This window comes from Streptomyces sp. NPDC089919 (assembly GCF_040684615.1).
In the GTDB taxonomy this organism is placed as follows: Bacteria; Actinomycetota; Actinomycetes; order Streptomycetales; family Streptomycetaceae; genus Streptomyces.
On the sequence record NZ_JBFBGK010000011.1, the window covers coordinates 93,883 to 113,917 of the forward strand.

The 20,035-nt window shown below is 75.1% G+C and carries 17 protein-coding genes and 1 riboswitch; of the genes, 8 read left to right on the plus strand and 9 right to left on the minus strand.

All coding sequences use genetic code 11. The features are described from left to right. Window positions 1–89: 89 nt before the first annotated feature. Window positions 90–311: a hypothetical protein gene (locus tag AB0O40_RS07645; RefSeq protein ID WP_365036699.1), complete on the minus strand. Its 222-nt coding sequence runs from the start codon at window positions 309–311 to the stop codon at window positions 90–92. 83 nt (window positions 312–394) lie between these two features. Continuing rightward, window positions 395–1,948 carry an aldehyde dehydrogenase (NADP(+)) gene (locus AB0O40_RS07650; RefSeq protein WP_365036700.1) on the minus strand — a complete coding sequence of 518 codons (1,554 nt, stop codon included), beginning with the start codon at window positions 1,946–1,948 and terminating at the stop codon, window positions 395–397. A 175-nt stretch (window positions 1,949–2,123) separates the two neighbouring features. Here AB0O40_RS07650 and AB0O40_RS07655 point away from each other — a divergent pair, with 175 nt between their 5' ends. From AB0O40_RS07655 to AB0O40_RS07675, 5 genes are all read left to right on the plus strand, one after another. Continuing rightward, window positions 2,124–2,894: an IclR family transcriptional regulator gene (locus tag AB0O40_RS07655; protein WP_365036702.1), complete on the plus strand. Its 771-nt coding sequence runs from the start codon at window positions 2,124–2,126 to the stop codon at window positions 2,892–2,894. A 101-nt stretch (window positions 2,895–2,995) separates the two neighbouring features. Then, window positions 2,996–4,447 carry a penicillin-binding protein 2 gene (locus tag AB0O40_RS07660; protein ID WP_365036704.1) on the plus strand — a complete coding sequence of 484 codons (1,452 nt, stop codon included), beginning with the start codon at window positions 2,996–2,998 and terminating at the stop codon, window positions 4,445–4,447. Between the two features lie 79 nt (window positions 4,448–4,526). Continuing rightward, on the plus strand, window positions 4,527–4,994 hold the full coding sequence (locus tag AB0O40_RS07665; RefSeq protein WP_365036706.1) for a GNAT family N-acetyltransferase: 468 nt from the start codon (window positions 4,527–4,529) through the stop codon (window positions 4,992–4,994). Window positions 4,995–5,094: 100 nt separating this feature from the next. Next, window positions 5,095–5,802: a DsbA family oxidoreductase gene (locus tag AB0O40_RS07670; RefSeq protein ID WP_365036708.1), complete on the plus strand. Its 708-nt coding sequence runs from the start codon at window positions 5,095–5,097 to the stop codon at window positions 5,800–5,802. A 119-nt stretch (window positions 5,803–5,921) separates the two neighbouring features. Next, window positions 5,922–6,983, plus strand: a complete 1,062-nt coding sequence (locus AB0O40_RS07675) for an aminotransferase class V-fold PLP-dependent enzyme (protein ID WP_365036710.1) — start codon at window positions 5,922–5,924, stop codon at window positions 6,981–6,983. 46 nt (window positions 6,984–7,029) lie between these two features. Here the strand turns inward: AB0O40_RS07675 and AB0O40_RS07680 are convergent, their stop codons facing one another. Continuing rightward, window positions 7,030–8,139, minus strand: a complete 1,110-nt coding sequence (locus AB0O40_RS07680) for an aminotransferase class V-fold PLP-dependent enzyme (RefSeq protein WP_365036712.1) — start codon at window positions 8,137–8,139, stop codon at window positions 7,030–7,032. A 64-nt stretch (window positions 8,140–8,203) separates the two neighbouring features. Here AB0O40_RS07680 and AB0O40_RS07685 point away from each other — a divergent pair, with 64 nt between their 5' ends. Together AB0O40_RS07685 and AB0O40_RS07690 are read left to right on the plus strand one after the other, a co-directional pair. Beyond that, a complete protein-coding gene (locus AB0O40_RS07685; protein WP_365036714.1) occupies window positions 8,204–9,295 on the plus strand; it encodes an amidohydrolase family protein in 1,092 nt (363 codons plus the stop codon). 348 nt (window positions 9,296–9,643) lie between these two features. Continuing rightward, entirely contained in the window at window positions 9,644–10,546 is a 903-nt protein-coding gene (locus tag AB0O40_RS07690) for an SCO1860 family LAETG-anchored protein (RefSeq protein WP_365036716.1), read from the plus strand. A 79-nt stretch (window positions 10,547–10,625) separates the two neighbouring features. Here the strand turns inward: AB0O40_RS07690 and cobC are convergent, their stop codons facing one another. After that, on the minus strand, window positions 10,626–12,059 hold the full coding sequence (gene cobC / locus AB0O40_RS07695) for an Rv2231c family pyridoxal phosphate-dependent protein CobC (RefSeq protein WP_365036741.1): 1,434 nt from the start codon (window positions 12,057–12,059) through the stop codon (window positions 10,626–10,628). Window positions 12,060–12,200: 141 nt separating this feature from the next. On the opposite strand from cobC, the gene AB0O40_RS07700 reads away from it, so the two are divergent. Next, complete coding sequence (locus AB0O40_RS07700; RefSeq protein WP_365036718.1) at window positions 12,201–12,986, plus strand: ZIP family metal transporter; 786 nt, start codon at window positions 12,201–12,203, stop codon at window positions 12,984–12,986. Between the two features lie 17 nt (window positions 12,987–13,003). Here the strand turns inward: AB0O40_RS07700 and AB0O40_RS07705 are convergent, their stop codons facing one another. From AB0O40_RS07705 to AB0O40_RS07725, 5 genes are read right to left on the minus strand one after another with little or no spacing between them, the layout of a single operon-like run. After that, on the minus strand, window positions 13,004–14,467 hold the full coding sequence (locus tag AB0O40_RS07705; protein WP_365036720.1) for a cobyrinate a,c-diamide synthase: 1,464 nt from the start codon (window positions 14,465–14,467) through the stop codon (window positions 13,004–13,006). Beyond that, window positions 14,461–15,060 carry a cob(I)yrinic acid a,c-diamide adenosyltransferase gene (gene cobO, locus AB0O40_RS07710; protein ID WP_365036722.1) on the minus strand — a complete coding sequence of 200 codons (600 nt, stop codon included), beginning with the start codon at window positions 15,058–15,060 and terminating at the stop codon, window positions 14,461–14,463. Before cobO ends, AB0O40_RS07705 begins: the two co-directional genes overlap by 7 nt. Then, window positions 15,060–17,162 carry a putative cobaltochelatase gene (locus tag AB0O40_RS07715; protein WP_365036724.1) on the minus strand — a complete coding sequence of 701 codons (2,103 nt, stop codon included), beginning with the start codon at window positions 17,160–17,162 and terminating at the stop codon, window positions 15,060–15,062. Before AB0O40_RS07715 ends, cobO begins: the two co-directional genes overlap by 1 nt. After that, window positions 17,159–18,706, minus strand: coding sequence for a cobyric acid synthase (locus AB0O40_RS07720; RefSeq protein WP_365036743.1), 1,548 nt, complete (start codon window positions 18,704–18,706; stop codon window positions 17,159–17,161). Before AB0O40_RS07720 ends, AB0O40_RS07715 begins: the two co-directional genes overlap by 4 nt. Before the next feature lie 11 nt (window positions 18,707–18,717). Then, window positions 18,718–19,716: a cobalamin biosynthesis protein gene (locus AB0O40_RS07725; protein ID WP_365036726.1), complete on the minus strand. Its 999-nt coding sequence runs from the start codon at window positions 19,714–19,716 to the stop codon at window positions 18,718–18,720. A gap of 33 nt (window positions 19,717–19,749) precedes the next feature. After that, window positions 19,750–19,879: riboswitch (cobalamin riboswitch) on the minus strand. Window positions 19,880–20,035 lie beyond the last annotated feature (156 nt).

Below are 20,035 nucleotides of genomic sequence, written 5' to 3' on the forward strand. Positions count from 1 at the left end.
ATGACCTTTGCCGTTCCCTTGCCTTCGACGAGCTTCGAGGGAGTTTCGAGCGGCCCTGCGGCGGCCCGCCGGGCGGGGCCCGCGCGGCGTCAGCCGCGGTTGCGGGGGTGGTTGCGGGCCATGCGTTCGTTGCCGAACTTGTACGCCCCCGTCCACCGGGCCATGACCAGCTGGGCGTCGCCCCCGGTCACCTCGTCGAGGAACTTCTGGGCCCGGCCCCCGCGCAGGGTCCCGGCGGCGCGGCCCCGGTGGGTGATGACGACACTGCCGTCACCGCGCTGCTCGTACGTGAATCCGAAAGGTTGCGGCATGGGGGACAGGGTGGCGGGCGGCGGGACCGGGCGGCAACGCAATTACCACCGGCCCCGCACACCACGACCACCCGCTGGGGGCCCTACTGGGAGACCGGGCCGCCGTCCAGTCGTCGCGGCAGCCCCAGCGGGTTGGCCTCCTGGAGTTCCGGGGGGAGGAGGGCGTCGGGCACCGACTGGTACGCGACCGGGCGGAGCCAGCGTTCGATGGCGGTGCCGCCGACCGAGGTGGAGTGCGAGGTGGCCGCCGGGTAGGGGCCGCCGTGGTGCTGGGCGGGGGCGACCGCGACGCCGGTGGGCCAGCCGTTGACCAGTACCCGGCCGGCCAGCGCCGTGACCTCGGCGACCAGCGCGGCGGCGGAGCCCTCGCGGCCCGCCGCCTCGGCGGCCGACAGCTGGAGGGTGGCGCTCAGGTTGCCCGGCAGCCGGCGCAGCACCGCACCGGCCTCGTCCGGGCCGGCGTACCGGGCGAGGACCGTGACCGGTCCGAAGCACTCCTCCAGGAGCAGCCCGTACGCCTCGTCCCCGGCCGGCAGCCGGGCCGGGACGGTGAGGTACCCGGCCGTGACCGTGTGGCCCTCGGCGGCGCTCTCGCCGGGGCCGGCGCCGGGCGCCACCGGGGCGGCGACCCCGGGCAGGGCGCCGCGCTCCTGGGTGCCGCGGATGAAGTCCGCCCGCATCCGGTGGTCCAGCAGGACGCCCGGAGCCGTCTTGGCGACCGCGGTGGTCAGGGCGTCGGCCAGCCGGTCGCCGTCGGGACCCTCCGGGACCAGGACCAGCCCGGGCTTGACGCAGAACTGCCCCTGGCCGAGGGTCATCGCGCCGGCCAGCCCCTCGCCGATCTCCTCGGCGCGCTCGGCGGCGGCGGCCGGGGTGACCACGACCGGGTTGAGGGAGCCCAGCTCGCCGTGGAAGGGGATCGGCACCGGCCGCGCGGCGGCGGCGTCGAAGAGGGCCCGCCCGCCGCGGATCGAGCCGGTGAAGCCGGCCGCGGCCACCAGCGGGTGCCGCACCAGCTCGACGCCGGCCTCGAAGCCGTGCACCACGGCCACCACGTCCTCCGGCAGCCCGCTCTCGCGCGCGGCCCGGCGCAGCAGCGAGGCGCAGAGCGCGGAGGTGGCCGGGTGGTCCGGGTGCGCCTTGACGACCACCGGACAGCCGGCCGCCAGCGCGCTCGCGGTGTCGCCGCCGGGCACCGAGAAGGCCAGCGGGAAGTTGGAGGCGGCATACACCGCGACCACGCCGAGCGGGATCTTGTAGCGGCGCAGCTCGGGCCGTGGCGGGGCGAGCCCCGGATCGGCGCGGTCGATCCGCACGTCGAGGTAGGAACCCTCCTCGACGCTGTCCGCGAAGGCCCGCAACTGGTAGGTGGTCCGGGCCAGTTCGCCGGTCAGCCGGACCGGGCCGAGGGCCGTCTCGGCGTCGGCCGCGGCCACGATCGCCGCGGCCGAGGCGTCCAGCAGGTCGGCGGCGGCGCGCAGGAACGCGATCCGCGTCGGCCGGTCGGCCAGGGCGGCCCGGCTCGCGTGGGCCGCCCGGACGGCCCCGTCCACCTCCTGGGATGTGGCCTCCGCCGCAACCTGTTCGAGCTGCTTCCCGGTGCGGGGGTCCACACTCCAGACTGGTGTTGCTGCCATTGCGCACTGCCTCCAGGATCGCGCGTTCAGTATGCTGAACGCTGTTCCGCTCGCTGAACCGGGCGAATATGGTGCGGACTCTATTTCCGCGTGATCCGCGTTGACAAGGGACCCTCGGGCCGGGCCGGTTGCCGGCCGCCGCCCGCGGGGGCCCGGTGGCAGAGGGGCGATGCGCATGACGACAGCAGAGACGGGCGCGGCGCCGGTGAAGTCCGCCGTGCGGACGGTGGTGCTGCTGGAGTGGTTCGCGGGCCGGCCCGGGCTGCACAGCCTGGCGGCCGTCCAGGAGGGCACCGGCTTCCCCAAGTCCAGCCTGTACATGCTGCTGCGCACCCTGGTCGACCTCGGCTGGGTGGAGACCGACGCCACCGGCACCCGGTACGGCATCGGCGTACGCGCCCTGCTGGTGGGCAACTCGTACATCGACGGCGACGAGGTCGTGGCCGCCGCCCGGCCGGCGCTGGACCGCCTCTCGGACGACACGACCGAGACCATCCACCTGGCCCGGCTGGACGGCACCAGCGTGGTCTACCTCGCGACCCGGCAGTCCCAGCACTTCCTGCGGCCCTTCACCCGGGTCGGCCGCCGGCTGCCCGCGTACTCCACGGCGCTGGGCAAGGCGCTGCTGGCCACGCACACCGACGAGCAGGTGCGCCGGATGCTGCCCGAGCGGCTGGAGCCGGTCACCGAGCACACCATCACCGACCGCGAGCAGCTGATCGAGGAGCTGGCGCTGGTCCGGGAGCAGGGCTACGCCGTGGACCGCGAGGAGAACACCCTCGGGCTGCGCTGCTTCGGCGTGGCGATCGAGTACCGCAGCCCGGCGCGGGACGCCATCAGCTGCTCGGTGCCGGGCGCCCGGCTGACCCCGGAGCACGAGCGCACGATCCGGGAGGCGCTGTTCGGGGCCCGGGACCGCCTGATGGTCGCGACCCGGCGGCTCTGAGGCCCCCGCCGCCCGCGCCGGCACATGAGGAAACAGTGAGAACCCGGCCACAACCCGGGCAGAACGGAACGCCCGGGGCGGCTCGCGCGTCCCTGTAAGGGATGAACAAGACGATCAGGCGTGCGTCGGTCTTCTGTCTGCTGCTGGTACTGGCCCTGCTGGTGCGGGTCACCTGGGTGCAGGCGTACGAGGGCACGGCGCTCGCGGACAACAAGAACAACCGCCGGACGAAGATCGCGCAGTACGCGGCCCCGCTCGGCAACATCATCGTCGGCGGCAAGGCCGTCACCGGATCGAAGAAGGTGGACGCAGGAGACTTCGCCTACCAGCGGACCTACACCGACGGACCGCTCTACGCCCCCGTCACGGGCTTCAGCTCCCAGGTCTACGGCGCCACCCAGCTGGAGAACCTGTACCAGGGGATCCTCAACGGCTCCGACAACCGGCTCAAGAACCCGCTCGACGCGCTCACCGGCAAGCGCGCCGACCCGGGGAACGTCCTCACCACCATCGACCCCGAGGTCCAGAAGGCCGGCTACGCCGCCCTCAAGGGCAAGACCGGCGCGGCCGTGGCCATCGACCCGGCCACCGGGGCGGTCCTCGGCGTGGTGAGCAACCCGTCCTACGACCCGGGCCGGATCGCCGGCAGCAACGACAAGGACGCCTGGGCCCAGCTCTCGGCCAACGAGGGCGCGGCGATGACCAACCGCGCGCTGCGCCAGCCGCTCGCCCCCGGCTCGACCTTCAAGCTGGTCACCGCCGCCGCGGCGCTGGAGAACGGCCTGTACGACTCGGTGGACGTGCCCACCGACAGCCCCAACCCGTACACCCTCCCCGGCACCCGCACGGTCCTGGAGAACGAGAACAAGTCGGCGCCCTGCGAGAACGCCAGCCTGCGCACCGCCATGCAGTACTCCTGCAACAACGTCTTCGCGAACATCGCCTACAAGCTGGGCCAGGACAAGATGCGCGCGATGGCCGAGAAGTTCGGCTTCAACGACCCGAAGCAGGACATCCCGGTCCGGGCCTACCCCAGCGTCTACCCGACGAAGAAGGCCTCCAGGGACCTGGTCGCGCTGACGGGTATCGGCCAGTTCGACGTGACCGCCACGCCCCTGCAGATGGCGATGGTCTCCGCCGCCCTGGAGAACGGTGGCAAGCTGGTCGCCCCGCACATGGTCTCGGAGGTCACCGACGCGAACGGCAACGTCCTCGAGAGCTTCAAGGACGCGCCGTCCAAGCAGGTGGTCAGCGAGCGCACCGCCGAGCTGCTGCGGGAGACCATGAAGACGGTGGTCGAGGAGACCAGCGGCGGCGGCAACGCCAAGGTCCCGGGCGCCGAGGTCGGCGGCAAGACCGGCACCGCCCAGCACGGCGTGAACAACAGCAAGAAGCCGTACGCGTGGTTCACCTCCTACGGCAAGGCGAACGGCAAGCAGGTCGCGGTGGCCGTGATCATCGAGAACTCCGACACCGAGCGCTCCGAGGTGGCGGGCGGCAAGCTGGCCGCCCCGGTGGCCCAGAAGATGATGGCCGCGGCCCTGCGCTCGTAGCCGGACCGCGCGCAGCCGGATCGCGACGGCGGGGGAGCGCGCCGGGAACCGAACACGGGCCCGGCGCGTTCTCCTCCCCATGATCAGAAACGCCCGGCCGGGCGACCTCGACACGATCGCCGCCCTCCACACCCGGGCGCGGGCCACCTACTACCGCGGGCGGATCCCCCAGGAGGAGTACGGCGGCGAGGCCGAGCTCGCCCGCGGCCGGGAGGCCTGGGCCCGGGCCATCGAGCGCACCGAGGGCGGGGTGCTCTGCGCCGAGCGCGACGGCGCCGTGGCCGGGGTCGCCGCCTTCCGCCCGGTCGACGGGGTCATGACCCTCACCCAGCTGCACGTGGACCCGGGGCACTGGCGGCACGGCATCGGCGCCGCCCTGCACGCCGCCTGCCTGGACGCCTGGCGCGAGCGCGGCGCCGACCGGGTGCGCCTGGAGGTCTACGAGCACAACCTCCGCGCCCAGGCCTTCTACGCCGCCCAGGGCTGGCAGCCGGACGCCGGGCACCGGGCCGGCTCCCACCTGGTGCTGTGGCTCGAGGTGGTGTGACCGGGGCCACGGAATGACCGGGGGCCGTTGAAGGTTGGACATGTCCGGCGGAGGCGATCCCTCCGCAACCATGCCTCGTCACCGGGAGAAGAGAAGTCACATGCGCGTCGAGATCTGGAGCGACATCGCCTGCCCGTGGTGCTACATCGGCAAGACCCGCTTCGAGAAGGGGCTGGCCGCCTTCGCCCACAAGGACCAGGTGGAGGTCGTGTACCGCTCCTTCGAGCTCGACCCCCGCGCCGCCCGGGGCGTGACCGCACCGGTGGTCGAGATGCTGGCGAAGAAGTACGGCCGCACCCTCGACGAGGCCCGCGGCATGGAGGAGCACGTGGCCGCCAACGCCCGCGCCGAGGGCCTGGAGTACCGCACCGAGGGCCGCGACCACGGCAGCACCTTCGACATCCACCGCCTGCTGCACCTCGCCGCCGCGCGGGGCCGCCAGGAGCAGCTGCTCGACCTCGCCTACCGGGCCAACTTCGCCGAGCAGCGCTCGGTGTTCGACCCGGAGGTGCTCCTCGCCCTCGCCGTCGAGGCCGGGCTGGACGAGGCCGAGGCGCGTGCGGTCCTGGCCGACGAGGGCGCCTACGCCGAGCAGGTGCGGGAGGACGAGCGGGAGGCGGCCGAACTGGGCGCGAACTCCGTGCCGTTCTTCGTCCTGGACCGCCGCTTCGGCATCTCCGGCGGGCAGCCCGCCGAGGTGTTCACCCAGGCCCTGGAGCAGGCCTGGGCGGGCCGCGAGCTGACCGCCGCCGCCCCGGCCGGCGAGGCCTGCGAGCCCGACGGCGCCTGCGCGGTCCCCCAGGGCTGAGCCGCCCGGCCGGATCCGGCGCCGGCGCCGGCGCGAGGAGCGATAGATAAGTGATCCTTATGGGGATCATGTAAAGATACTCAATAGACTTTGGGTAGCTCCTGGCGCAGAGTGGGCGCATGGAGCCGATCGCGTTCGCCGACGTCATCCGTGCCGAGTTCGGGCACACCACCACCTACCTCAACACCGCCACGACCGGCGTGCTGCCGCGCCGGTCGGCGGCGGCGGTCCGGGCGCTGGCCGACGCCGGCCAGGCCGGGACCCCCGAAGGATTCGGCAGCTTCGAGACCGTCGAGGCCGCCCGCGCGGCCTTCGCCCGGCTCGTGGGCGTGGCCCCGGGCCGGGTGGCGCTGGGCGCGGCGGTCTCCACGCATGTCGGCCTGATCTCGGCCGCCCTGCCGGCCGGCGCCGAAGTCCTCCTCCCGGAAGGGGACTTCTCCTCGCTCATCAGTCCGTTCTCGGTCCGGGACGACCTCAAGGTCCGCTTCGCCCCGCTCGAATCGCTGGCCGAGGCGGTCCGCCCGGAGACCGCGCTGGTGGCCCTGAGCGCGGTCCAGTCCGCCGACGGCCGGACCGGGGACCTGGCCGCGGTCCGCGCCGCCGCGGCGGCGCACGGCGCCCGCACCCTGATCGACGCCACCCACGCGGCCGGCTGGCTGCCCTTCGAGGCCGGACGGTACGACTACACCGTGACGGCCGGCTACAAGTGGCTCCTCGGCGGCCGGGGCGCCTCCTACCTGACCGTCACCGAGGAGGCCCAGGAGTCCCTGGTGCCGCTCTTCGCGGGCTGGGTAGCGGGGGCGTCGATATGGGACTCGACCTACGGGCCGGTCACCGAACTCGCCCCGGACGCCCGGCGCTTCGATGCAGCCCCGCCCTTCCTGCCGTACCACGCGGCGGCCCCCTCGCTGGAGCTGCTGGAGCGGGTGGGCATCGCCGCCGTGCACGCCCACGACACCGCGCTCGCCGCCCGCTACCGGGCCGGTCTCGCCTCGCTCGGGCACGAGCCGGTGCCCGGTGACTCCGCGATCGTGTCCGTCCCGGGAGTCGGGGACCGGCAGGAGGCGCTGGCGGCGGCGGGGGTGTACACCGCCGCCCGGGCGGGGTCGCTGCGGGCTTCCTTCCATCTGTACAACACGGTGGGGGATGTGGACCGGCTGTTGGATGTGCTCGGGGGGTGACGGGGGGCGGTAGGCCGCCGGCGGCCTACCGCGGCGGGCGCACGGGTCAGGCGGTGAGGGCGGACTCCCAGGCGGCGGTGGCCGTGGCCAGGGCCTCTTCCGACGGGGTGGCGAGGGCGCCGGCCAGGGCGGTCAGGGAGGCCAGGACGGCTGCCAGGGAGGCGTCGGGGCCGTAGTGGTTGACGCGGATCATCGAGGTCGCCAGGGCGCCGCCGCCGGCCACCAGGGGGGCTCCGGGTGCTCCGGCCAGGGCCTTGGCCACCAGCGCCGAGGCGTCCAGGCCCGCGTCGACCCGCAGGGTGGTGGCGACCGGGGCGGCCGCGCGGACGTCGCCGACGTACGGGGCCAGGCCCGCGAGGGCGGCGGCGCCGGCGCGGGTCGCGGTGGCCGCGGCGGTGTGCCGGCGCATCAGCGCGGGCAGGCCCTCGGTCGTGATCCGCTCCAGGCAGGCCTCCAGGGCCAGCATCTCCAGCTGGGCCGGGGCGTGCAGCAGGGCCTTGCGGCCGCCGTCGATCCAGCGCTCCTTCCAGTCCAGCAGGGAGAGGTACGAGCGGCGCGGCGCGGCCGGGTTGGCGGCGAAGCGCTCCCAGGCGCGCTCGCTGACCGAGACGGCGGAGACGCCGGCCGGGCCGCCCATCGCCTTCTGCGCGCCGATCACGCACAGGTCCACGCCCCAGGCGTCCGGCAGCAGCGGCTCGGCGCCGACCGAGGCGACCGCGTCCAGCATGAAGAGCGCGCCGTGGGCGCGCACCGCCTCGCCGATCTCGGCGACCGGGTTCGTGTTGCCGGTGGCCGCCTCCGCGTGCACCAGGGAGACGAAGTCGATCTCCGGACGGGCCGCCAGCGCCTCGGCGACCTGCTCCGCGGAGACGGCCGTGTCGAAGGGCACCGCCAGGTCCACGACCTCGGCACCGCAGTCCCGCAGCCAGTTGCCGAAGGTGGTGCCGTAGGGGCCGGTGACGACGTTCAGCGCGGTCGAACCGGGCCGCGCCCCCGACCGGATGCAGCCCTCCAGCGGCAGCAGCGCCTCGCCCTGCGTGACGACCACGTCCGCGCGGGTGCCGAGGAGTTCCGCGACCCCCCGCTCGATCGAGGCGAAGCGCTCCGGGGTCAGCGGCGGCAGGTCAAGGAGGGGGTGGTTCGCGGTGGTGCGCACATCGGCTCTCTTCGTCAGGGACTACCGCCCCGAGCCTATCGAGCACCTGCGTACAGTGCCGCACATGAGCGATCACGCCGTACTGCATGTGAAGGGGCGGGTGCTCGTCGGACCCGACGAGGTCCGCGACGAGCTCTGGGTCGTCGGGGGACGCATCTCCTACCAACGCCCGCTCTCCGCCCGCGAGGTCACCACCGTCGAGGGCTGGGTGCTGCCGGGTCTGGTCGACGCCCACTGCCACGTGGGGCTCGACCGGCACGGCCCGGTGGACGACGCCGTCAGCGAGGAGCAGGCGCTCACCGACCGGGAGGCCGGCACCCTGCTGATCCGGGACGCCGGGTCGCCCTCCGACACCCGCTGGATCGACGAGCGGGAGGACCTGCCGAAGATCATCCGGGCCGGCCGGCACATCGCCCGCACCCGCCGCTACATCCGCAACTACGCCCATGAGATCGAGCCGGCGGACCTGGTCGCGTACGTCGGCCAGGAGGCCAAGCGGGGCGACGGCTGGGTCAAGCTGGTCGGCGACTGGATCGACCGGGACGCGGGCGACCTGACGGCCTGCTGGCCCCGGGCCGAGGTCGAGGCGGCCATCGCGGAGGCGCACCGGCTGGGCGCCCGGGTCACCGCCCACTGCTTCGCCGAGGACTCGCTGCGCGACCTGGTCGAGGCGGGCATCGACTGCATCGAACACGCCACCGGCCTCACCGAGGACACCATCCCGCTCTTCGCCGAGCGGGGTGTGGCGATCGTGCCCACGCTGGTGAACATCGCGACCTTCCCGCACCTCGCGGACGGCGGCGAGGCCAAGTTCCCGCGCTGGTCCGCCCATATGCGCCGGCTCCACGAGCGCCGGTACGACACGGTGCGGGCGGCCTACGACGCGGGCGTGCCGGTCTTCGTGGGCACCGACGCCGGCGGTTCGCTGCCGCACGGCCTGGTCGCCGAGGAGGTGGCCGAACTGGTCAAGGCCGGCATCCCCGCGACGGACGCGCTCGCGGCCACCGCCTGGCGCGCCCGCAGCTGGCTCGGCCGGCCGGGGCTGGACGAGGGCGCCCCCGCCGACCTGGTGGTGTACGGGGCCGACCCCCGCGCGGACGTCACCGAACTGGCCCGGCCGCGGCGGGTGGTCCTGAACGGCCGGATCGCGGGATAACGACCACGGGTCACGTGCCGGGCCCGGTGCGGTACGCCGGTTGACGAGGCGTTACCCCGCCGGGCCCGCGGTCGTTGGGATCGCTCCGCGGGCGGCGTGCGGACCGGCGCGTGCCGTCCAATGGTGTGACGGCCGGGGTGGCTGGGGCGTTGCGTGCCCATAGATTCGAATATGTACGCGGAAACCCCCCTTTGGAGTGAACTCACGCCAGGTGGCTGTCCGTTCACCCTCAGTGCGTAAGTATTCCGGGGTCGAGGCCGTCGGCGCGCGCAATGTCCCCCATTGGCGGCGCCGGGGGCTCCATAACTCCTTGGGGGTTCCACCACCTTGAACAGCAACACCTTCCGCATGCCCGCACGCCGTTCCTCCGCCGCGCTGGCCGCCGCGGCACTCGTCGCGGGTCCCACCGCGCTGCTCACCGCCGGCCCCGCGCACGCCACCGGAGGGGACGGGCGGGCGAGCGCCGTCGTGCTGCGTGCCGGACTGGACGTGGGCCTTCTCAACAAGACCGTGCACCTGCCCCTGAAGGCCACCCTGAACGAGGTGCAGGCCCCCGCCGCCGCCGAGAAGACGGCGTTGACGGTGACCCTGGACGGGGTGGAGAAGGGCAAGCCGGTCGACGTCCTGCGGGCGGACGTGGCCAGCGCGAAGGCCACCGCCGACAAGGAGCGGGCCGAGGGCTCCGCCCGCCTGGTCAACGCCCGGGTGCACGTCCCCGGCCTGCCGCTGCTCTCCCTGATCCAGGTCGAGGAGGTCACCTCGAAGGCCGTCTGCGAGGCCGGCCGCCGCCCGGTGGCCGAGTCCAACGTGCTCGGGGCCGTGACCGTGCTCGGCAAGCGGGTCACCCTCTCCTCGGGCGGCACCACCAAGGTCGCGGTCCCCGCGGTCGGCGAGGTCCGCCTCGACCTGTCCAGCACCGAGACCACCTCCCGGACCGCCGCCGCCACCGCCCTGCGGCTCAAGGTCTCGGTCAACCCGCTCAACCTGAACGTCGCCGAGGTGACCGGCGAGGTCGTGCTGGTCCAGGCCACCTGCCGGACCCCGGCCGGCGCTCCGTCCCCCTCGGCCACGCCCACCCCGAGCAAGCCCGCCCACACCCCGGCGCCGGACGTGAAGCCGCAGGGCAACCTCGCCGAGACCGGCGGCAGTTCGGCCACGCCCTACGTCGCCGGGGGAGCGCTGATCCTGCTCGGCGTCGGCGCGGGCGCGCTGGTCGTCACCCGCGGCGGCCGGGGCCGCCGCGGCGTCTGACCGGCCCGAGGGGGAACGGCCGGGGGGCCGCAGAACCAGGGGGAGGACGTCGGTACAGGGCGTCCTCCCCCTCGCCGTCTCAGCGCGTCAGCAGCGCCAGGGCCTGGTCCAGGGCCTGGAGGAAGCGGCCGGTGGTCGCCCGGTCCCGGACCGCCAGGCGCAGCCAGTCCGGCCCCAGCCCCGGGAAGGTGTCCCCGCGGCGGGCCGCGAAGCCCAGCTTCCGCAGCCGCTCCCGGACCTCGTCCGCCCGGTCCAGCCGGATCAGCACGAACGGCCCCTCGGCCGGCTTCACCGCCCGGATCTCCTCGAACTCCGCCAGCCCCGCCAGCAGGTGGTCCCGGTCCACGGCGATCCGCCGGGCCGCCTCCTCCGCCTCCGCCAGCGCCCGCTCCGAGACGCAGGCCTCCGCCGCGACCAGCGCCGGGGTCGACACCGGCCACAACGGCTGGGCCCGCTCCAGCAGCGCGATCGTCTCCGGCTCGGCCAGCACGTACCCGATCCGCAGGCCCGCCAGCCCCCAGGTCTTCGTCAGGCTGCGCAGCACCACCAGCCCCGGTACGTCGGTCCGTCCGGCCAGCGCCTCGCGCTCGCCGGGCACCGCGTCCATGAACGCCTCGTCCACCACCAGGATCCGGCCCGGCCGGGCCAGCCGCTCCAGCGTCCGCGCCGGATGCAGCACCGAGGTCGGGTTGGTCGGATTGCCGACCACCACCAGATCGGCGTCCTCGGGCACCGCCGCCGGGTCCAGCAGGAAGCCGTCCTCCTCCCGCAGCAGCACCCGCTCCACCCGGTGCCCCGCATCCAGCAGGGCCGCCTCCGGCTCGGTGAACTGCGGGTGCACCACCACCGGCCGCCGCACCGGCAGCGCCCGCGCCAGCAGCACGAAGGCCTCCGCGGCCCCGGCCGTCAGCAGCACCCGCTCCACCGGCAGGCCGTGCCGCTCGGCCACCGCGGCCCGTGCGGCCCGCCCGTCCGGATAGGCCGCGAGGCCGTCCAGGGACGTGGCGATCTCGTGCTTGAGCCACTGCGGAGGCGTGTCCGAGCGGACGTTCACCGCCAGGTCGACCAGCCCCGCGACGCCCCGCACCTCCGCGTCGCCGTGGTGCCGCAGGTCCGGCGCGGCGGCGTGCCGGCCGGCGGTCGCCACCGCACAGGTCGCCTGCGCCGACCGCTGCTTCGGCACCAGCAGCTCACCACCCCCGGCGAGGGCGGCCGCCTCCGCCACCGAGGGCGTCCCGGTCACCGACCGCACCTCCTCCGACGGATGCGGTACGGCCACCGAGGCCAGCGTCCGGGTGTCGTACGACACCAGGGGGACGCCGTACCGGGCGGCGGCACCGACGATGCCCGCCTCCCCGGCCTTCGTCTCGACGGTGGCGAGCGCGGTCACCGACGCCGGCGTCAGACCGACCCCGGCCAGCGCGTCCTCGACCACCGCGCAGACCTCTTCCACGGACACGCCCGCACGGGCACCGACGCCGACGACGACCCGGGAGGGGCCGGGTCGCGATATGAGACCTATCAAAGCGAGGTCCTCTCGAACTGTGGGGGGACCAGCGATGATCCACCGGCGTCGACCAAATGGTCAACGGTGGGCCCGCCGCCCGGCCGCGCGGATGTGCGCGGAGCACCGGCAGTCGGTAAGCAGGGGCCTATGGCGGTGATCGTGGCTCTGGGCGCGTTCCTCATGACGCTGGCGGGCGGGTGGACGGCGCAGCGGGTGACCGACCGCAGGCATCTGGTGCTCGGCCTCGCGGGCGGGCTGATGCTCGGCGTGGTCGGGCTCGACCTGCTGCCCGAGGCGCTGGAGGCGGCGGGCGACAAGGTCTTCGGGGTGCCCGCGGCGCTCCTGCTGTTCGTCGGCGGCTTCCTGGTGGCACACGTGGTGGAACGGCTGCTGGCGGTCCGCCAGGCCGCCCACGGGGCCGCGAACGGCGCCGGCGGGCACTCCCACGGCCACGCCCACGGCGACCCCGGCGAGGCCCCGCACGGCGGCCGGGTGCCGCAGGTGGGCCTGACCGCCGCCGCGGCCATGGTCGGCCACAGCCTGATGGACGGCGTCGCCCTCGGCGCCGCTTTCGAGGTGGGCGGTGGGATGGGCACGGCCGTGGCACTGGCCGTGATCACCCACGACTTCGCCGACGGCTTCAACACGTACACGCTCACCAGCCTGTACGGGAACGCCCGGCGCAAGGCGCTGATGATGCTCTTCGCGGACGCCCTGGCTCCCGTGGTGGGCGCGGCGTCCACTCTGCTGTTCACCCTTCCGGAGGAACCGCTCGGCGGGTACCTCGGCTTCTTCGCCGGGGCCCTGCTCTACCTCGCGGCGGCCGAGATCCTGCCCGAGGCCCACCACCGGCACCCGGCCCTGTCGACCCTGCTGTGCACGGTCGGGGGAGTGCTGGGCATCTGGCTGGTGGTGGGCATCGCCGCGGAGTGAGCGTCCGGCCGGCCCGCTCACCCCGGACCGGCCGCCCGGGCCGCCGCCACCAGGCGCCGGGCCACGGCCGGCTCCGCCGCCCAGTGCGTGTGCAGGTAACTGGCGTGCACCCCGCCCTGGACGAAGCCCTCGACCCGGCGCTCCGGGTGCGTGAAGCCCCAGGCCGGCGAGGCGCCCGCGCCGGGCTCGGTCACCGTGCGGTGGAACTCGTGGCCGCGCAGCCGGGTGCCGGCCGCGGCCAGCGGGTTGTCGGTGAGCGCGACGGCCTCCCGGTAGCCCAGGGTCAGCCGCTCCGACATCCGCGCGTCGGCGTCCAGCACCCCGCACATCGGCTTCCCGTCGAGCGAGCGGGCCAGGTACAGCAGCCCCGCGCACTCGGCCGCCACCGGCGCCCCGCTCGCCGCCAGCGCCGCCACGGCCTGGCGCAGCGGCTCGTTCGCCGCCAGGTCGTGGGCGTACACCTCGGGGAACCCGCCCCCGATCACCAGCCCGGCGGTCCCCGCGGGCAGCGCCTCGTCGTGCAGCGGATCGAACGCCACCACCTCGGCCCCCGCCGCCGTCAGCAACTCCGCATGCTCGGCGTACGAGAACGTGAACGCCGACCCACCGGCGACGGCGATGACCGGCCGCCCGCCGAATCCAGCCTCGCCGGCGTCTGAGGCGCGGGGTCCGGGGCGGAGCCCCGGGGAACGGTGGAAGGGCGGGTTGGGGGAGAGCCCCGCAGGGCCGACCCCCGCCACCGCCGTGGCCGGCGACCAGGCCTCGCAGGCGAGCGGCGGCGCCGACTTCGCCAACGCCATGAGCGCGTCGAGGTCGCAGCCCTCGCGGACCTGCTCGGCAAGGGCGGCGACGGAGGACACGGCATCCGCACGCCGCTCCGCCACCGGCACCAGCCCCAGGTGCCGCGACGGCGCGGCCACCTGCGGCGCCCGCCGCAGGACGCCCAGGACCGGCATCCCGGCCTCCTCCAGCGCCTCCCGCAGCATCGCCTCGTGCCGGTCCGAACCGACCTTGTTCAAGATCACCCCGCCGAGCCGCACCTGCGGGTCGAAGGAGGCGAAGCCGTGCACCAGCGCGGCCACCGACCGCGACTGCGAGGACGCGTCCACCACCAGCACCACCGGCGCCCGCAGCAGCTTCGCCACGTGCGCCGTCGACGCCAGCTCGCCCCGGCCGGCGGCCCCGTCGTACAGGCCCATCACGCCCTCGACCACGGCCAGGTCGCAGCCCGCCGCCCCGTGCGCGAAGAGCGGAGCCACCAGCTCCGGACCGCACATGAACGCGTCGAGGTTGCGCCCGGGCCGTCCGGTCGCAAGCGCGTGGTAGCCCGGGTCGATGTAGTCCGGGCCGGCCTTGTGCGGGGAGACGGCCAGCCCCCGCTCGGCGAAGGCCGCCATCAGACCCGTCGCGACCGTGGTCTTCCCGCTGCCCGAGGAGGGCGCGGCGACCACCAGCCGCGGGACGTGCAGGGTGCTCACCACTCGATGCCCTTCTGGCCCTTCTGGCCGGTGTCCATGGGGTGCTTGACCTTGGTCATCTCGGTGACCAGGTCCGCGAACTCCACCAGCTTCTCCGGCGCGTTGCGGCCCGTGATGACCACGTGCTGCTGACCGGGACGGTCCCGCAGCACCTGGATGACCTCGTCCACGTCGATCCAGCCCCAGTGCAGCGGGTAGGCGAACTCGTCCAGGACGTACAGCCGGTGGGTCTCGGCGGCCAGGTCCCGCTTGACCTGCTCCCAGCCCTCCCGCGCGGCCTGCTCGTTGTCGAGCTGCGCGTCGCGCTGCACCCAGGACCAGCCCTCGCCCATCTTGTGCCAGACGACACTGCCGCCCTTGCCCGTCTCGCCGAGCGCCTTGAGGGCGTTCTCCTCGCCGACCTTCCACTTGGCGGACTTGACGAACTGGAACACCCCGATCGGCCAGCCCTGGTTCCAGGCCCGCAGCGCCAGGCCGAAGGCGGCCGTGGACTTGCCCTTGCCCGGGCCGGTGTGGACGAAGACCAGCGGGCGGTTGCGGCGCTGGCGCGTGGTGAGACCGTCGTCCGGAACGACGGTCGGCTGTCCCTGAGGCATTACGCGGCCCTCCTGTTGCTGTGGCTGAATTCGTGCGTCCGTACGTCCTTGACCAGGCCCGCGATCGCATCGGCGCGCAGCCCGTCCAGGGTCACCGCGGTCCCGCCGAGGTCGGCCGCGAGCCGCCCCGCCAGGCCCAGCCGCACCGGGCCGCTCTCGCAGTCCACGACCACCGAGGCGGTCCCGCCGGCGGCCAGCAGCCGGGCCGCCCGGCCGGCCAGGCCCACCGCGTCCGGACCGGCGGTGGCCCGGCCGTCGGTGACCACGACCAGCAGCGGCCGCCGGGACGGGTCGCGCAACCGCTCGATGCGCAGCACCTCATGGGCCTTGAGCAGGCCGGCGGCCAGCGGCGTCCGGCCGCCGGTGGGCAGCAGCTCCAGCCGGGCCGCCGCGGTGTCCACCGAGGAGGTGGGCGGCAGCGCCAGCTCCGCCGCGCTGCCGCGGAAGGTGATCAGGCCGACCTTGTCGCGCCGCTGGTAGGCGTCGAGCAGCAGCGAGAGCACCGCGCCCTTGACGGCGCCCATCCGCTGCCGGGCCGCCATCGAGCCCGAGGCGTCCACCACGAACAGCACGAGGTTGCCCTCCCGCCCCTCCCGGGTGGCCTGCCGCAGGTCGTCCCGGCGCAGCACCAGGCCCGGGCCGCTGCGGCCGCGGGCCCGCTGGTGCGGGGCCGCCGCCTGCACGGTCGCGGCCAGATGGAGCTTGCCCAGCTGGCCCCGGGGCCGCTGGGAACCGGTGGTGCGGCCGTGCGCCGTCCGGGCCCGGGAGCGCCGTCCGGCCGCGCCCTCGCCCAGCCCGGGCACGCTCAGCATCCGGGTCCGGAAGGGCTCCGCGGCCCGTACCGGAGCCTGCTCGGGCGCCCCTGCGGCGGCCGGGGCGGGCTCCTCCGGGGCCGGCGCCTCGGGCTGCTCGGGGGCCGCCGGCGCCTCCGGCGCGTCCGCCGCGTCCGGGGGGCCGCTCTCCTCGTGTCCGCCGCCCTGCGGGGGCACCCCGCCGCCGTCCGGGCCGCCGTCCCCGCCGCCGTCCGGCCCGTCGCCGTCCCCGTCACCGGGACCCTCCGGCTCCGGCTCGGGCTCCGGCTCCTCGTCCGGGAACTCGTCGAGGATCCGGTCCAGCTTCTCCTCGTCCAGGCCGGGGGCGTCGAACGGATTGCGCCGCCGACGGTGCGGCAGCGCCAGCAGCGCGGCCTGCCGGACGTCCTCCTTGCGGACCTCCGTCCGGCCGGCCCAGGCGGCGAGCGCCACGGCCGTACGGGCCATCACGATGTCGGCGCGCATGCCGTCCACCTCGAACCCGGCGCACACGGCCGCGATCCGCAGCATGGCCGCGTCCCCGAGCCGGACCTGCGGCAGCAGGGCGCGGGCGGCGACCACCCGGCTCCGCACCGCCGCCTCCTCGTCCGCCCAGCGGGCCGCGAAGCCCGCCGGATCGTCCTCGTACGCCAGCCGGCGGCGGACCACCTCGACCCGCTGCCGCGGCTCCCGGGAGGCCGCGACCTCCACCGTCAGGCCGAACCGGTCGAGCAACTGCGGCCGCAGCTCGCCCTCTTCCGGGTTCATCGTCCCGACCAGCAGGAACCGAGCCGCGTGCCGCACCGAGACGCCCTCGCGCTCGACGTACGAGGCGCCCATCGCGGCCGCGTCCAGCAGCACGTCCACCAAGTGGTCGTGGAGGAGATTCACTTCGTCGACGTACAGGATCCCGCGGTGCGCGTCGGCCAGCAGGCCCGGCTCGAAGGCCTTCACGCCCTCGGCCAGCGCCCGCTCGATGTCCAGGGCGCCGACCAGGCGGTCCTCCGAGGCGCCGATGGGCAGTTCGACCATCCGGGCCGGCCGGGCGGCGCCCTGGGCGGCCTCGTGCGGACCGTCCGGGCAGCCCGGGTCCGGGGCGGTCGGCGCGCAGGAGAACCGGCAGCCGGGAACCACCTCGACGGCCGGCAGCAGGGCCGTCAGGGCCCGCACGGCCGTGGATTTGGCGGTGCCCTTCTCGCCGCGGACGAGCACCCCGCCGACGGCCGGGCTCACCGCGTTGAGCAGCAGCGCCAGGCGCAGGTCGTCCTGGCCGACCACCGCGGAGAACGGGAACTGGGTCTGGACGGTCATGCGGGTGCCCCCGGAGCGATGAAGGGGAGGCCGGCCGGAGCGCCGGTCTCGATGAGCCGCAGCAGGGCTGCGGTGTCGGCGTGGGTCTCGATCAGGTCGCCCAGCAGGTCCAGCTGCTCCTCGCGGAGCGTGCCGAAGGACGTGTCCGGGGCCGGTACGAAGCGCCGGCCGGCCGCGGCGGCCACCTGGCGCAGGAAGGCGCGGCGGAAGCCGTCCGACTCCAGCGAGCCGTGCCAGTGGGTGCCCCAGACGGAGCCCACCCGGCAGCCGTCCAAGAAGGGTTCGCCGCCCTGCACGTCCGCGACGCCGTGGTGGATCTCGTACCCCTCCACGGGCTCGCCCAGGGCCGCCCCGACGGGCCGGGCCAGGGTCTTCTCGCGCGCGAAGCGGACCCGCACCGGCAGCAGGCCCAGCCCCTCGACGGAGCCGGCCCGGGACTCCACCTCGTCCTCGATGTGCTCGCCCAGCACCTGGAAGCCACCGCAGATGCCCAGCACCGGACGCCCCTCGGCGGCCCGCCGGGCCAGCGCGTCGGCCAGCCCCCGGGCCCGCAGCCACTCCAGCGCCTTCACGGTGCCCCGGGTGCCCGGTACGACGACCAGGTCGGCGTCGGCCAGCTCCTCGGGGCGGTCCACGAAGCGCACCACCACGCCCGGCTCGGCCGCCAGCGCGTCCACGTCCGTGAAGTTCGACATCAGCGGCACCGCGCAGACCGCCACCCGCAGCACGTCCTCGCCCACCGGCGGGGCCACCACCGACTCGCGGACCGCGCCGCGCAGCGAGACCCGCAGCCCGTCCTCCTCGTCGATGCCCAGGCCGTGCTGGAAGGGCAGGACGCCGTACGTCTGGCGGCCGGTCAGCCCGCGCAGCATCTCCAGGCCCGGCTCCAGCAGCGAGACGTCCCCGCGAAACTTGTTGACCAGGTAGCCGGCGACCAGCTCCTGGTCGGCCGCGCTCAGCAGCGCGGTGGTGCCGAAGAAGGACGCGAAGACCCCGCCCCGGTCGATGTCCCCGACCACGACCACGGGGAAGCGCGCGGCGCGCGCGATGCCCATGTTGACGATGTCGGTGCGCCGCAGGTTGATCTCGGCCGGGCTGCCCGCCCCCTCGCAGATCACAGCGTCATAGGTGCCCCGCAACTGCTCCAGGCAGTCCGTCACCACACCGAGCAGCTGCTCCTGCCGGCCACCCTGGAGCGCCTTCCCGGGGGACGACCCCCCGATCCCGCCGAAGAACCCGCGGGCGCTCATCTCGCCCACCGGCTTGCCCAGCAGCACGACCTGGCTGCTGCGGTCGCTGCCCGGCTTGAGCAGCACCGGGTTCATCAGGGCGGTGGGCTCCACCCGGGCCGCCTGGGCCTGCATGGCCTGGGCCCGGCCGATCTCGGCGCCCTCGCGGGTGACGAAGGAGTTCAGCGACATGTTCTGCGCCTTGAAGGGCGCGACCTTGACGCCCTGGCGGGCCAGCCACCGGCAGATGCCGGCGGTGACCACGCTCTTGCCCGCGTCGGAGGTGGTGCCGGCGACGAGGAGTCCGCCGCCCAGCCGTGTGCCGCTCATGCCCGCGCCTTCCGTGGAGTGCCTGCTGTGGCTGGTGTACCTGACGTCGTACGGGTCCGCAGGAGGTGGCCGAGCGCCCGGCCCGCCACGCAGGCGGCCAGGGCGAGCCAGGTGACCCGCCGGGACAGCCGGACCGCCCGCTCGATGTCGGGGAGGTCCACCGGCCGGCCGGCGCCGTTGAGCACCGGCCGGTGCTCGACGCGGCCGGCGTAGGCGAGGGTGCCGCCCATCCGGACGCCCAGGGCGCCGGCGAAGGCCGACTCCACCGGGCCGGCGTTGGGGCTGGGGTGCTTGGCGGCGTCCTGCCGCCAGGCCCGGACCGCCCCCCGACGGTCCGGGCCGGCCAGCACCGCCGCCGCGGCGGTCAGCCGGGCGCCGGGCCAGCCGGCGAGGTCGTCGAGCCGGGCCGAGGCCCAGCCGTAGCGCAGGTGGCGGGGGGACCTGTGGCCGACCATCGCGTCCAGGGTGTTGACGGCGCGGAAGGCGAGCAGCCCGGGCACCCCCGCGGCGGCTCCCCACACGAGGGCCCCGACCACCGCGTCCGAGGTGTTCTCGGCCACCGACTCGACCACGGCCCGGGCGATCTGCTGTTCGTCCAGGGCCTGCGGGTCGCGGCCGCACAGGTGGGGAAGCCGTTCCCGGGCCACGTCGACGTCCCCCGCGGCGAGCGCGCCGCCGATGGCCCGGGCCTCCCGGCCCAGTGAGGTACCGCCGACCACGGCCCAGGTGGCGGCGGCGGTCAGGGTGATCCGGACGGCGGCGGGGGCGGAGCGGACGGCGCGGGCGCCGAGCACGCCCAGGGCGGCGGCGCCCCCGGCGCACACCAGGGTGTGCACCGCTCCGGCGCCCCGGTGGTCGCGCCACAGGGCGCGCTCCACGGCGGCGGCGGCCCGTCCGAAGGCCGCGACGGGGTGCCCGCGGCGCGGATCGCCAAGGATCCGGTCGCCGATCAGGCCCGCCGTCACGCCGTACGCGAAAACGCGATCGGCACGCATGGCAGGTATGTCCTCACTCAGGGTCCGCGCCCTGGTTCGACGTAAACCGGCGGTGAGAGTTCCTGGCTCCCGGACCGCCCCCCAGGGGCGCCCCGATGACAGTGGCGGGACCGCGCCGGATTCACACCGGACTTCCTCTCCTACCGCCGCAATGGCCCGCGCAGTCCACCACGCACCGCAACGGCCCGTCAACTTGCGGTTGACCTGCGGATTGGGGGGTGAAGGGGCGGTCGTGGTCGGGGCCGCGGCCTTGGTGGTGCCGTCCTTCGGCGAGGCGTTGTTGTCGTCCGAACCGCACGCCGTGAGGACCAGGGCGCCG